This is a genomic window from Cupriavidus metallidurans CH34 (assembly GCF_000196015.1).
Lineage (GTDB): Bacteria > Pseudomonadota > Gammaproteobacteria > Burkholderiales > Burkholderiaceae > Cupriavidus > Cupriavidus metallidurans.
This window is the reverse complement of the sequence record NC_007974.2, coordinates 318131-332088: the sequence shown is the minus strand read 5'-3', so window position 1 is coordinate 332088 and position 13958 is coordinate 318131. Positions and strand designations below refer to the sequence as shown.

Sequence of the window (13958 nt, the reverse complement as noted above, 5' to 3'; positions counted from 1 at the left end):
ATTCAAGCCGTGTATGAATGAGCCCAATAATTGTATTGGACACTGGTGACCTCGGAGCCAAGAATGGCCACAAGCGCGTCGGCGAGTCTGTCAGGCCACAGCGCCATAACGAGAACGAGGAGACCCATTGATGAACCTGCCCCGTCGGGCCGCGCTCGCCCATAGCATTGCCGCGAGCCTTCTGTTCTGCGTTGCAAATGCTGGCGCGCAAGAATTCCCCAGCCAGCCAATCAGGATCGTGGTTCCATATGCCGCGGGCGGCATGACGGACATCGTCGCTCGCGTTATTGGCCAGAAGCTCGGCGAGCATCTCGGGCAGCCCGTTGTCATCGATAACCGTCCCGGTGCCGCAACCATCGTCGGCGCGGAAGTCGTGGCCGGAGCGAAACCGGACGGCTATACGCTGCTGGCAGCCACCAATACCACGCTCACCATCAACCCATGGCTGTATCCAAAGCTCCGCTACGACGCGGGCAAGAGCTTCACGCCAATCGCGCTGGTGGCCTCCGCGCCGAGCGTGATTGTGGTCAACCCCCTCGTGCCGGCGAAGACATTGAGCGAGCTGATGCAGCTCGCAAAGGCCCGGCATGGCGGACTGAGCTATGCCTCATACGGCAATGGTTCCACGGCGCACTTGGCTGGTGAAATGCTGGCCGCACGCGCAGGAGCCGAACTCCTGCATGTGCCATACAAGGGCAGCGCGCCCGCCAAGGCGGCAGTGATAGCCGGCGAGGTCAACATGACGTTCGAGCCAGCGTTCACTGGTCTGCCACAGATTTCTAGCGGCAAGCTGCGCGCATTGGCGGTCATGAGTAGCAAGCGCTCGGCCGTGCTTCCCGATGTGCCCACGACGGCTGAGCTAGGGTATCCCGGGATGGAAATGGCGGCCTGGGTCGGCTTGATGGCCCCCGCGGGCACGCCCACGCCGATCGTGAAAAAGCTTGCAAGTGAGGTCGAGCATGCCCTGACCGATCCGGCGGTTCTGGAAACGCTGCTGAAGAATGGCGCGGAGCCCGCCGGTTACTACGGAGGCTCCTTCGCCGCGTACCTGCGTGACGAGACCGCCCGCTACGGAAAGGTCATCGCTGACGCCCGCATACATGCCGACTGAACGCAACGTACAACCATGATCAAGCCACTTTCCCATATTCGAGTACTGGACTTGACGCGTGTGCTGGCCGGGCCCTGGTGTACGCAGAATCTCGCCGACCTGGGTGCGGAAGTTATCAAGGTGGAACGACCAGAAGTCGGCGACGAGACGCGCGGATGGGGACCACCATGGCTGCCGGCCGCGGAAGAGTCCGAACGCCGCGACTCCAGCTACTACGCCTCAGCCAACCGCGGCAAGAAGTCGATTACCGTGAACCTTGCAAGTGCTGACGGCCAAGCGATCATCCGTCGCCTTGCGGCGAGCGCCGACGTGCTGGTCGAGAACTACAAGGTCGGTACGCTCGCGCGCTACGGGCTGGGCTATGACGACCTACGAGAGGCCAATCCAGGTCTGGTGTACTGCTCCGTTACTGGCTTCGGACAGACTGGGCCATACCGGCATCTTCCAGGCTACGACTTCGTCTTCCAGGGCATGGGTGGCCTGATGAGCATTACCGGGGAGCGCGACGACCTGCCTGGCGGCGGTCCGCAGAAGGTCGGTATCGCGGTGGCCGACATTACAACTGGGATGTATGCCAGCCTGGCCATAGCCGCCGCCCTCACATGGCGTGAGCGTAGCGGCCAGGGCCAGCATATCGATATGGCACTGCTCGATTGCATGCTCGCCTTCAACAGCAATCAGGCCGTCAGCTACCTCGTCTCAGGCAAGCTTCCGAAACGGCAGGGCAACGCACATGCCAACGCCGTCCCCTATCAGGTCTTCGATAGTCTGGATGGCAAGCTCATTGTCGCCGTGGGCAACGATAGTCAGTTTGCCGCCTATTGCCGCGCAGTCGGCAAGCCGGAGTTGGCCATCGACACACGTTTTGCCAAGGTGACCGGACGCATTGTCAACCGCGAGGTGCTCCTGCCCATGCTGGTGGATGTGATGCGTACCGATTCCACCGCATCATGGCTTGCCCGACTCAAGGCTGCCGGCGTGCCATGCGGCCCTGTCAACGACTTCAGCCAGACATTCGAGGACCCGCAGGTACGGCACCGCGGCATCCGCGTGGACCTGCCTCTACCGGATGGCGGCATTTGCCCGTCGATTGCGAGCCCGATGCGCTTCTCTGCCACGCCGCTTGAACACAGTGCGGCGCCGCCAGCCCTGGGTGAGCACACTGACACCGTTCTGACGGAGTGTCTGGGCTTGCTACCTGCCGAACTTTCCCGCCTGCGCGAGGCCGGGGCCATCTGATTTCCGTATGCCCGGGACCGGGCGCGGATTGCATCCAACCTGTGCCAGTGAGATTTCCATATGTCCTTTGAACCCGACTACGCCGATTACGTTAGCCCCCGTCCAGCGCGCTCCCACCAGAGTTCGCAGCATCTCGCGCCAGACTGCGCGGGGCTCGACTTCCTTGCCCTTGACCGGGGTCTTCAGGACATGCTGCGGCTCTATCTCCCGGCCGACGCGCACGCTCACCTGCTGCCACACCTGGAACGCATGGGCAAACTGGCAGGCGGTCGACTGAACACGCTTGCCATCGTTGCGGACAAGCACGCACCGGTGCTGCACGTACGCACTCGCTGGGGCGAAGATGCTGACTGGATCGAGTATCACCCCGCCTATCAGGAGATGGAGCATATTGCCTTCGGTGACTTCCAGTTCCATGCGATGAGCCATCGTGGCGGTGTGCTGGGATGGAAAGAGCCACTGCCGGCGGCGGCCAAGTATGCATTCCAGTACTTGTTCGTACAGGCAGAGTTCGGACAAATGTGCCCGATCAGCGTGTCCGATACATCGATCCACCTGATTCGCAAGTACGGCAGCGCCGCGCTGCAGGAAAAGCTGCTGCCGCGCCTGCTCTCGTCGGACCCGGGCACCATGTGGAAGGGCACGCAATTCATGACCGAGAAGGCCGGCGGATCGGATGTTGGCGCCATCGAGACCGTAGCGCGCGAGGAGGATGGCGAGTGGCGCCTGTACGGAGAAAAATGGTTCTGCTCGCATACCGATGCCGATATCGCGCTTCTGCTGGCTCGTCCCGAGGGGGCGGTGGATGGCACGCGCGGTCTGGCGCTGTTCGCGCTGCCCCGTACCCTCGATGATGGCAGCCGTAACGCCTATCGCATCGTGCGGCTCAAGGACAAGCTGGGCACACGCTCGATGGCTAGCGGCGAGATACGCCTTGATGGGGCCGTGGCCTACCTGGTGGGTGATCCGACGCAAGGGCTGAAGCAGATGATGGAGCAGGTCAACCTGTCCAGGCTGTCGCACGCGGTGCGCGCGGCCGCCATGATGCGTCGCTGCCTGAATGAAGCCCTTGTCGCGGCAAGACACCGCCGCGCCTTCGGCCGCGAAGTCGTCGGCCATGCGTTGCTGCGCCGGCAATTACTCAAAGTCATGGTGCCGACCGAAGCCGCACTATCGATGGTCATGGCTACTGCGGACATCATGGCCCGGGCTGGCAAGGGCGACAAGACCGCGGCGCTGGCGCTTCGCCTCCTTACGCCGCTGCTCAAGCTGCGGACCTGCCGCGATAACATCGAAGTTGCTACGGGTGCGATGGAGGTACGAGGCGGCAACGGCTATATCGAGGACTTCGTCAATGCGCGTCTGGTGCGTGACGCCCACATTGGGGTGTTGTGGGAGGGGACCAGCAACATCAATGCGCTCGATGCCATCCAGCGTGCGGTGCGCAAGGATGGTGCGCAACACGCGCTATTGGCGTTGATGTCGGCGCGGCTCGAGCAAGCAACGCATTTGCCGGCGGACCTGAGAGCAGTCTTGCAGCGCAGCTTGAGCCGAGCGATCGCGCTGGCCGAAACCGTTGCCGGCGATGCAGCGCTGGAGGCAGAAGTCCGCCGCGCAGCAAGCGCGCTCTACTACGCGACGGCAGCAACCATCCTTGCCTGGGAAGCCACGCAGCCCGGTGTGGACGGGCGTCGCCTGCTGCTCGCGCATGCTGTCCTCGAGCACTATCTGCTGCCCCGCGATCCGCTCGGTTCGCCGGAGTCCAAGGGGGAATCGGAGGCAGACCGGTTGCTCCTGCAGGGTGAACCGGTGAGCCTGGAGGCCGCTGGCGTCGCGTTGACCGGGCGATAGCCTGAAGATCGTCGTCGTGCGTGGCAGATCTGCATTGCCCTCGCGGTGACATGACTGCTGGAACGCCGCGACAAGGCCACGGCCAAACGCGCCTTCCTGCGGGGGCTGAACGGATACCCCCGTTCGCCCCACGCAGGGAAGGCGCCGAGTCGACGCTCGCCGCCTACTGCGGCGGTATGTTGGCGGCTTGGATGACGCGCCCCCATTTCTCGTATTCCTCCCGCACGAAGCGGCTGCTCTGTTCGGGGCTCTCCACAATGGGGATCAGCGCTGCAGCATCCAGGGTCTTGCGCAAATCGGGGTTCTTCTGTGCCTGATTGATGACCTGGTTCAGGCGCGCGATGGTAGGCGCCGGCGTGCCCTTTGGTACGAATGCCGCCATCCAGCCCACGACTTCAAACCCTGGCACGCCAGACTCCGCCACGGTCGGCACATCGGGAAGCTGCGGCGCGCGCTTGGCGGTAGTAACGGCGAGCGCCCTCACCTTGCCGGACTGGATCTGAGTGACCGCTGCGCCAATATTGGCGAACAGGAAATCGACGTGCCCACCCATGAGCGCGCTCATGGCTTCGGACGGACCGCCATATGGCACATGCGTATAGTCGAGGCCCTTCACGTCCTGCTTGAGCAATTCAGCCGCCAGGTGAGCGGAACTGCCGACGCTGCCAGAAGCGTAGTTGACGCGGCCAGGGCGAGCTTTCACGTACGCCAGGAACTCGGCGAAAGTCTTCGCCGGGAACGAATTGCTCACTAGCAGCACATTGCCATTCAGGCCGAAGATCGCGACAGTCTGGAAATCCTTGAGCGGGTCATACGGCGTGGCGGCGATCAGGCGCGGGTTGATGGCATGGGTGACGTTGGTACCCAGCAGCATCGTGTAGCCGTCAGGTGCGGCATGGGCAACGAAATTGGCGCCGATGGTAGCGCCAGCGCCCGCCTTGTTCTCGGTAACGAGCGGCTGCTTGAGGGCATCGCCCATGTACTTGGCGAAAGTACGCGCGGTCAGGTCTGTCACACCACCGGGCGCGAACGGCACGATGAAGCGGATCGGCTTGGAGGGATAGCTGTCCTGCGCGTGCACGGTAGTGCCGGCAAAGGCAAGCGTCAGGGCGCACGCGCCCAGCAGTTTGCGGGTCAAACCCATGATTGTCTCCTTCTATTTTTTGGATGGCTTTGCGCGACACCTTCATGGCCGGTGTCGCTGCGACTTCAGGCTACTTGTCGGTCTTTGCCGTTCCAGTAGCTGCCTCGGATGGCCTTTCGGTCGATCTTGCCAAGCGCCGTCATCGGCAACTGCTCCGCGAAGATCACCGTCTTGGGCGCATTGACCACGCCTTTCCTGCTCTTGACGAACTCGATAAGCTCGTTCGCATCTGGTGTCTGTCCTGGCTTCGGCACCACAATGGCCGTGACGGATTCGCCCCACTTCTCGTCGGGCACACCGAACACCGCGGACATGGCGATGGCCGGGTGTTGTGCCAGGCAATGTTCAACTTCGCTCGGATAAACGTTGAACCCGCCCGTGATGATCATGTCCTTGGCGCGATCGACGATGTAGAGATAGCCCGCCGCATCGCGGCGCGCCATGTCGCCGGTATGCAGCCAGTCGCCAGCGAATACTTTCTCGTTCTCTTCGGGCCGGTTGAGATACCCGTCCATCACCAGCGGACCGCGCACGCACAACTCGCCGACTTCGCCGACTGGCACTTCGCGCCTCGCACTGTCTAACAACTTGACCTGATTGCCGACCATGACCTTGCCGCACGAGCTCAGCAGGTGCGAGCGAGACAAGTCATGGTCGCGTCTGGACAGATAGCTGATGGTCATCGGCGCCTCGGCCTGACCGTAGACCTGGCCGAATACCGGGCCAATCCTGTTCAGTGCTTCCTGCAGGCGAGACGGCGCAATCGGCGAGGCGCCATACAGCACCAGCTCCAGACTGGACAAGTCCGCCTCCGCAAGGCCAGCGTGATCCAGCAATGCGTAGATCTGCGTTGGCACCAGGAAGGTCAGATTGATGCGCTGCTCGGCTACCCGCGACACAAAGTCAGAAGGGCTGAACTTGTCGCACAAGTACACGGTACCGCCGCGCAAAAGCGTCGGCAGGATCAGGCTGCCCGAAGCATGTGAAATCGGCGTGGTCACCAGATAGCGGATCTGCTGCGGCCATTCATACGTCGCCAGCATGGCCTGCAGCATCGTCACCACCGTGCGGTGCGTGTGGAGGATGCCCTTGGAGCGACCCGTGGTACCGCCGGTGTATGAGATCTTGCTGATTTCAGCGGCGTCGTCGCCCGGTTCCAGTTCCGCGTCGTCCATGGCCGCCGCCTGACTGGCGAGACCCGCACCTAGCACGCCGTCGTCCAGCGGCATCATCAGCACGTTTGCGACACGCGCCAGCAGGACCTGCGCGCGCGCTGCGAAACGCGCATCGTCGACTACCAGCGCTTTCACACCGGCGTCGGCGAGCACGAATGCGTGGTCCTCTTCCGACGCCATCGGATGCAATGAAACCGCCTTGAGTCCTGCAAGCTGCGCCGCGATGATCGCCACGACTGCCTCGACTCGATTGCCCACCAGAAAGGCCACGACATCCTGACGTTGAAGGCCGCGTGCATGGAACAACCTGGCCATGCGGTACGAGCGCCGGGCCAACGCCTCATAGGTGAGTGTCACACCGTCCTCGACCAGCGCCAGAGCCTGGGGACAAGCACGAAAAGCAGAGGTGTAGAGCTGCGCGATTGTGGCGCAGCCGTATCGGGCGGATGCCTGGGGGGCCATTCTGTCTCCATTGCCTTGTTTTAGGTCTGAAGGCAATGTAAGTCCCATTTCGGTACCATGTCAATCATATTGGTACCGAAAATTCCGGTGGTATCGCCCCCTGCCTGGCTCGCCTGATGCGGCGCCGGCGAACAAAAAAGCCGCCCAATTGGGCGGCTCCATGGCTCGACTCCATCGCCAGACTCCGGCCAGTGCCAGAATCGCTGCAACGCAGCCTTCAATGTTGGACAGTCTCTGGAACGCTTTCGTGTCGACCAGGTACCAAAACCTGCCCGCCCACCAGACCGACGTCGCCTTCCATAAATCGGTCGCCGGGCCGCCCTGTCGAACCCCTGCCACATCACTCACGCATTCGCAGCAGATCCGCGTAAGAGACCAGCTTGTGCTTCTCCTGTGCAAGCGTCTTTGGCTTTGACTCCGGGCGGGTTGGTTGGCCACGCTCGAATTCGACAATCGCGCGTGCGTCCTCCCGCGCGTAGGCTCGCGCGGTCCTGGCTTCCGCTTGCCGGCGCACTGTCTCCTGCCGCGCAGCAATACGTTCCTCTCGGGCAACGTCTTGCGCCGCCGACAGGATTTCGGCTTTTAGCAGATCACGCCTTTGCTTAGCTGCGGCACGGGCAGCTTGCAATTGCTCTTTCCGTTGCCGAATCCAGTCCTTCATGTTGACCGGGGCCGGCCTGGCCTCTGGCGGCACGCTCAGGCGCAAAGCCCTGCTGATTGAAACTCTGTCGGCCCGCAGCGCGCGCTGCGCGTCCTGTTTGGCATCACTCACACTGCCTCACTCTCTTCGACCAGCACAAAAGTGCTCGCCTATGCACCACATTTTTACGTCCAGGAACTCATCGTAGCGACCTTACCATAGCACTCCATTTCGAACCTCGATGACCGAGCTCCAGACGCGCCGCACGGCCGACAGCTCCCGGCAACAGCCAGCGCTGAGGAGCGCAAGCGCGAACAGCCAAATAGTGAGAAGCAGTCAAGTGTTTGCCGCGGAGTGTAGCCATACGCAATCCAGCGGCCGTCGGAAGGACGCAGCGTCGAGCACTCTGGCCGACTGACGACGCTGGGATGCCGCTGCAATTCCGTCCGATTGCGCCTGCCAACAATCGGCAGCACGGGACCGGACGGTATGTGTTCCAGTGCGTCAGAATTTGTGACGAACGCCAACCGACACACCCAGCATCGACGAGTTGCCGTTGCCAAGCACATAGCTGTTACCGAGCGAGAGGCTATTCGCATAGGCAATCAGCGCAGAGTCAAGCATCAACCCTGCATTTTTTGCGTAGGCTGCCGACAGGTACACATCCGTGCGCTTCGAGAGGCTGTAATCGGCAATCAGGTTCACCTGCCAAGGATTGGCGACGCTCGTGTTACCGAATACATTCCGGACCTTGTCATAGTCGTACTCGAGCGTGAGACTGAGCGCCGGCCCTACCTGATATATGCCACCAACCCAGAAGAAGTCATCTCGCCCGATTGTCGCGCCCGCCGGTGTCTTGTTTTGCCCCCAACGATAGCCACCCATGATGCGCCCCCAAGGCAGGCTGTAGCTCAGCGCCGCCGTTGCCTTCTTGAAACTGCCGCTGCTCGCGCTGGTTGTCGTGCCAATGGTGGGATTGAACTGGTCGTACGCGATGGCTGCCCACAGCGAACCGCCGGCGTAGGACAGAGACGCGCCATAAGCACTGTCCCTTCGCGCCTGACCCGGCACTTCGCCATTGCCACCGATCGCCAGGCCTGACTGCACGGTCTGCGGCAAAGCCAGACCAGTGCCAAATGAATAATGCGCAACGCCGGTGAACTGGCCCGCATTCAAGGTGTACTTGATCGTGTTGTCTTCACGGAAGTTCGCACCGGCAAAGAGCGTGATCGGCTCGTACTGCGTAGCAAAGTATGCCGGTACAAAGTTGACGATGCTGTCGAACAACGAGGTGTATTGGCGCCCCAGACTGATCTGGCCATAGGTCGCGTTCTTTATCCCCACAAACGCCTGCCGACCGAACAGTCGGCTCGACTGTTGCATCGTGCCGGTGTCGCCGCTGAATCCATTTTCGAGCACGAAGACAGCTTGCGTCCCTGCGCCGAGGTCCTCAACGCCGCGGATACCCCAACGGGAACCGGACAAGCCGCCCGAATTCATGCGAACGACGTCATGCCCCGGCCCTGGATTAAAGCCATTCGCCGCTGTAGGCACCGCGCCCACGTGGTTCACATACTCGATGTTTGCATCGACCACCCCGTAGAGCGTAACGCTCGACTGGGCCAATGCGGAACCCGAGCACGCGGCCAGGGCAACTGCTGCAAAACGATTCAATTTCACCACTATCTCCTTTGTTGTCGTGATACATCTGGCTTGCAGGCATCTTCAGCCTCGTCGTCGGGACGAGCGCAGGCCGCACGCCGAGGGCGCGCATATGCCATAGGAAAAAATCTGGAAAGCTAGGGGGTGCTACCCGTGCGCTATTTCGATTCCGGCGCAGCGGGAACAAGAGGAATCCACAGGAGATCGCGACCAACGATCACCTTCCCCGAAAAGCCTTGGCTGGCTGCTGCCCATCGGTGGGGATCACTGTCGGCGGGGGCCAGATGCGACAGGACGAGGGTCTTGACGTGAGCCGCTTCGGCGACGGCTCCGACATCCGATGCGGCGGTATGCGCATGAACAAGATGGTGCGCCTTGGCTTCCTGTGCCGCGCTCCGGGGCTTCGGGAACAGGGAATCCACCCAGGCGGTGTCGATCACCTCATGCACCAGCACATCGGCACCTTGCGCCAACCGAATCAGATTCCGGTCCGGGCTGGTATCGCCTGAGAAGACAACAGACCCAGTCGAGGTGTCGAACCGAAACGCGAATGCCGGATAGACCGGGGCATGGTTCACCAGTGTTGCCGTCACCCTGACGTTCTCGTCACGGTAGATCTCGAACGGAGCCATCGGCGGCGCGGGATCGCGATCGGGATCAACGTCAAGGCCTGCAGGCAGCGTGATATCCATCACGTCGACGCGGCTATGGGGATTCGGCTTGCGGCTATCCAGAATGTTGTCGTTGATGTCCGCGGCGAACGCACGGTACAGCGCTTCGGTCATGGCAACGGTGCCAGGCATCGGCTGCTCGGGCGCCACGACGTCCGCCACCCCGTCGTTGCCGCCGCTCGCGGGCGGGAGTTTTCCGCGTGAGCCGGGCCCGATCACCTTGAGTTTCTGACGCCGCTCGGCCAAGCCGTCCGACGCGCCAAACAGGACGAGCGACGGATAGTCCACGATGTGGTCTGCGTGCAAGTGCGTGATAAATGCCGCTCGTAGTGTTTCGAGGCCCTGTCCTGGTGGCGGCGCGCCCAAGCCCGCCTGGAAGTAGCGTCGCAGCCAGCCCGCGCCGAAATCGACAAGGTAGACCTGACCATTGACCACTACCGCGGAGGCGATTCCCGCAGACTGCGAACCTCGCCAGGAAGTCCGGCCGCCGGCCGTTCCCAGCAGTACGAGGTTGGCGCCGGACTGCTCCGCCGAGGTACTGTGCGGCTGTCCGATCGAATCGGCATGAGAAGTTGAAGCCAGGACGGCGAGCGCCGCGCATGCCCCCGCACAAAGCAGGCGGAAGCCATTGACCGGGCCGGCCCCTGCCCGGGAAAAAAGATCACGCATGTGTTCTCCAAGGGAAGGTCAGCACTGGATCGGCATCATTCCGGCTTCACGCCGGCGTCCGAAATCACCTTCTCCCAACGGAGCTTCTCGGCCTCGATAAATCTTGCGCCTTCTGGCCGCGACATCGGCATTGGATACGTGCCCAGATCCTTGAGCCGATCGACAAACGGCTGCTGCGTCAACGACTGGTTGACGGCGGCGTTGACGCGATCCAGCACTGGCACTGGCGTCCCCTTGGGCGCGAAGATCGTGAACCAGCCCTTGGCGACAAGACCAGGCGCGATGTCCTTGGCCAGCGGAATACCCTCCATGCCCGGCAGGTTCACATCCGAAGTCACGGCAAGCGCCTTCAGGCGACCGCCACGCACCAGGGGCACGAGCGGCGCGATGCCATCGACATAGACCGGGATGTCGCCCTTCACCACGGCCTGGATGGCTTGAGTCGTGCCGCTGAAACTCACCTGCCGAAACTTTGTCTTTTGCAACTGCCCCATCATCTCCGCCGTGAGATGGGGAACGGAGCCACGGGTCGGACTCCCGATTACTACGTCGTCAGGACGTGCCTTGGCATCCTTGATGACATCGCCAAGACTCTTGTAGGGTGTCGCGGGACCGGCCACGAACATCATCGGCGTGTACGCCAGCGTCGCAGCCACTTCAGTGTCGCGCTGGATATCGAATTTTGCTTCCTTGTACATGACGGGCGTCGTGACAGCCGCCGCTGCGTGAAACAGCACAAGCGTGTACCCGTCGGCCGGCGCCTGCTTGAGCGCGCTCATCGCGACGATGCCGTTACCGCCAGGCTTGTTCTCCACGATCACCTGCTGCTTCCAGGCGCTGGTCAGGCGTTCGGCAACCTGCCGGGCGATGATATCCGGCGCGCTGCCCGCAATCGATGGCACGAGGATCCGGACCATCTTGTCTGGATACGTGCTGGCAACGGCCGGCAGGGCCAAGGCGAGCAGCGTCAGCGCGAGGAAGGGGCGTTTCATGTTGTCTCCACGTCTGGCGTACCGGCGACATCATCGTCGCGGCACTTATTTGATATACCGTCAAATAAGGATTGTAGTTTTATTGACTGCATCTCAAATAAGTAGATACCACTAGCGAGGAAACATCGAGACAATGATGGTCCCCGCGCTACCGGTTACGCGGAACGCGCGCTTCTTTTCTTCGCAGGTTTTACGTCGCGCTGCCAGGCAGCGATGCCATCGAGCGTAATGCGAAGTCCTTCTTCAAAGGCGGTATCGGAGGACAGTTGTGAGAACGATCGGCTGACAAAGCGTGCACCGGGATACTGCTCGGCCGATACCGAATCCAGCTTGTTCTGAATAAATGCCTGGTGATAGGCGGGCAGTTGGCGCGAGGCTTCCGCCATGCTTGCCGCGACGAGGTACTGCGCCAGCAAGTGATAACCCAAGGCGACTTGCTCAGCGGAAAAACCGCCCTGCATGATCGCCGAAGTCATCCGGTTGAAGAACTCCAGGCCATAGTCGGTTTCGCCCGGCTGCACATCCTGAAACAGCCGGTACCGGTTATGCGACGCCACATAGTTGCTGACGCCGGGATTTTCCACCGCCACCTGGAAGCTGAGCCGAGCGATGCGCTCCACGTCCGCGCGCCAGTCGCCCGTCAGTGGCGGGATCCGCAGGGTGCGCTGGCGATAGTAATCGTTCAGTACACCTGACACCAGTTGATCGCGACCACCAAGGTAATAGTGGATCAGCCCCGGCGCCACGCCAAAGTCCTTGGCAAGCTGGACCATCGAGATCTGGTCCAGCGGCAAGGTCTTTGTCAGCTTGATCGCATGCTGCAGGATCGTCGTGCGGCTGAGCATGGGCTCGGCGCCGATCGGGGACTCCGTTTTCGGTGGTCGGCCGCGTCGGCGCGGCACCGGATTGGGCGAGGGCTGTGCGGCAACCTTGGCAGCGGGCGACTTACGGGCGGCAGGCATGGGCGTTGGACGATCAGACCGACTGGAAATTGGTGGTATGCCAATTCTATCCCCGATCGCCCCACACGCCATCCTTCGCGTCCACCTAGGCAGACGCCACCGCCGTTGCGTCCTTCCCTTCCGCGCCGGCTCTGTAGCGTCCGAGAGACAGAACCAGCGCGGCGGCTGCCAGCAGCATCCAGGGCAGGACCAGCAACGGCACATCGTAGCTGCCATGCCGATCGAACCAGGCGCCCAGCCCGATCGGACCGATGACTGCACCCAAGCCGTAGCCAGAAAAGGCAATGCCAAACAGCGAGCCAAACGAGGTCAGACCGAAGTATGACCGGACCAGGTAGGAAATCAGGTCGCCCTCCGCCCCGATAGTCAGGCCAATGAGCGTGGTCGCCACCAGCAACGCGGCGTAGTCGTGAGTCCCACGCAGCAGGAATACCCCGACCGCGCCCCCGATGAAGAAGACGCTTGCCACCAGTGGCGCATGGATTTTGTCGATCAGTAGCCCGGTGAGCAGACGCCCGACGAGAAGCCCAACGCCGACCATCGAGGCACTCCGCGCTGCCATGGCCGCATCGAAACCGCGATCCGCGAACAGCGATGGGAGATGCGGCCCTAGCGACAAGGTGGCCGCAGAACTCAATACGAACACCAGCCAGATCGCCCAGAGCCGGTAGCTACGCATCGCCGCTGCCAGCGCTACACCTTGCGGCACATGCTTTGCCCCACGGCTGCCGGAGAACCGCTCCCGCAACAGCCCGCAGGCCACCAACGAAAGCACGACCGAGCCAACGCCCAGACCTACGTAGGCCATACGCCAGCCAAATGTCGTGACCAGAAACTGCGCCGTGATCGGCAGGATGACGGTGCCAGCCCCGAGGCCGCACATCGCAATGCCCAGCGCGAGGCCCAGACGACGATCGAACCACTGGGGCAGCACTGCAAGGTAGCCCAGCACCGAGGTCGCCGCGCCGGACACGCCGACAACAACCGAAAGCGCCACCCACATCAACATGCTGCCGTTTTGCAGTGACATCGCGGCAGTGGCCAGGCCAAAGACGATCGCCGAACACACGATCACCCGACGAATACCGAAACGGTCCATCATTGCGCCAACGATGGGACTGACAACGGCCAGCCCGAACATCGACGCCGCATACGACAGGGACGCCTGCGAGCGTCCCCAACCGAACTCAGCGGCCAGCGGCCTGACGAAGACGCCAGCCGTGGCGTTGAACAAAGGGGCGTATCCGGCCAGCATCCCGAGGGCCGCGCCGAGGATCACGCTGACGTAAATCCAGCCGGCGGCACGGGGCAATACTTGGGGGGCGTCATGCATATCACGGTCTCCGTGGTCGTGGCGGCGCCTTCCGTGGGCGGCCGCCT

11 protein-coding genes are annotated in these 13958 nt (G+C 62.2%); 3 read left to right on the top strand and 8 right to left on the bottom strand.

The annotated features are described in order from the left end of the window. Positions 1-130: 130 nt before the first annotated feature. The 3 genes from RMET_RS19660 to RMET_RS19650 are packed head-to-tail and all read left to right on the top strand — an operon-like array spanning position 131 to position 4201. On the top strand, positions 131-1111 hold the full coding sequence (locus tag RMET_RS19660; protein ID WP_011518310.1) for a Bug family tripartite tricarboxylate transporter substrate binding protein: 981 nt from the start codon (positions 131-133) through the stop codon (positions 1109-1111). Between the two features lie 15 nt (positions 1112-1126). Next, positions 1127-2350, top strand: a complete 1224-nt coding sequence (locus RMET_RS19655; protein WP_011518309.1) for a CaiB/BaiF CoA transferase family protein — start codon at positions 1127-1129, stop codon at positions 2348-2350. A 60-nt stretch (positions 2351-2410) separates the two neighbouring features. Beyond that, on the top strand, positions 2411-4201 hold the full coding sequence (locus RMET_RS19650; protein ID WP_011518308.1) for an acyl-CoA dehydrogenase family protein: 1791 nt from the start codon (positions 2411-2413) through the stop codon (positions 4199-4201). 163 nt (positions 4202-4364) lie between these two features. Here the strand turns inward: RMET_RS19650 and RMET_RS19645 are convergent, their stop codons facing one another. From RMET_RS19645 to RMET_RS19610, 8 genes are all read right to left on the bottom strand, one after another. Further along, positions 4365-5345 (bottom strand): Bug family tripartite tricarboxylate transporter substrate binding protein, encoded by a 981-nt coding sequence (locus tag RMET_RS19645; protein WP_011518307.1) that lies wholly within the window; start codon positions 5343-5345, stop codon positions 4365-4367. Positions 5346-5410: 65 nt separating this feature from the next. Further along, positions 5411-6982 (bottom strand): AMP-binding protein, encoded by a 1572-nt coding sequence (locus RMET_RS19640; protein ID WP_011518306.1) that lies wholly within the window; start codon positions 6980-6982, stop codon positions 5411-5413. A 340-nt stretch (positions 6983-7322) separates the two neighbouring features. Then, positions 7323-7754, bottom strand: coding sequence for a hypothetical protein (locus RMET_RS19635; protein WP_011518304.1), 432 nt, complete (start codon positions 7752-7754; stop codon positions 7323-7325). Positions 7755-8126: 372 nt separating this feature from the next. Beyond that, positions 8127-9302 (bottom strand): porin, encoded by a 1176-nt coding sequence (locus RMET_RS19630; protein ID WP_011518302.1) that lies wholly within the window; start codon positions 9300-9302, stop codon positions 8127-8129. Between the two features lie 140 nt (positions 9303-9442). After that, the gene (locus tag RMET_RS19625; protein WP_011518301.1) at positions 9443-10624 is read right to left on the bottom strand and encodes an MBL fold metallo-hydrolase; all 1182 of its coding nucleotides are present in this window, start codon (positions 10622-10624) and stop codon (positions 9443-9445) included. 35 nt (positions 10625-10659) lie between these two features. Further along, entirely contained in the window at positions 10660-11616 is a 957-nt protein-coding gene (locus RMET_RS19620) for a Bug family tripartite tricarboxylate transporter substrate binding protein (RefSeq protein WP_011518300.1), read from the bottom strand. A gap of 155 nt (positions 11617-11771) precedes the next feature. Next, a complete protein-coding gene (locus tag RMET_RS19615) occupies positions 11772-12461 on the bottom strand; it encodes a TetR/AcrR family transcriptional regulator (RefSeq protein ID WP_017512666.1) in 690 nt (229 codons plus the stop codon). Positions 12462-12663: 202 nt separating this feature from the next. Continuing rightward, positions 12664-13911 (bottom strand): MFS transporter, encoded by a 1248-nt coding sequence (locus RMET_RS19610; protein ID WP_011518298.1) that lies wholly within the window; start codon positions 13909-13911, stop codon positions 12664-12666. Positions 13912-13958 lie beyond the last annotated feature (47 nt).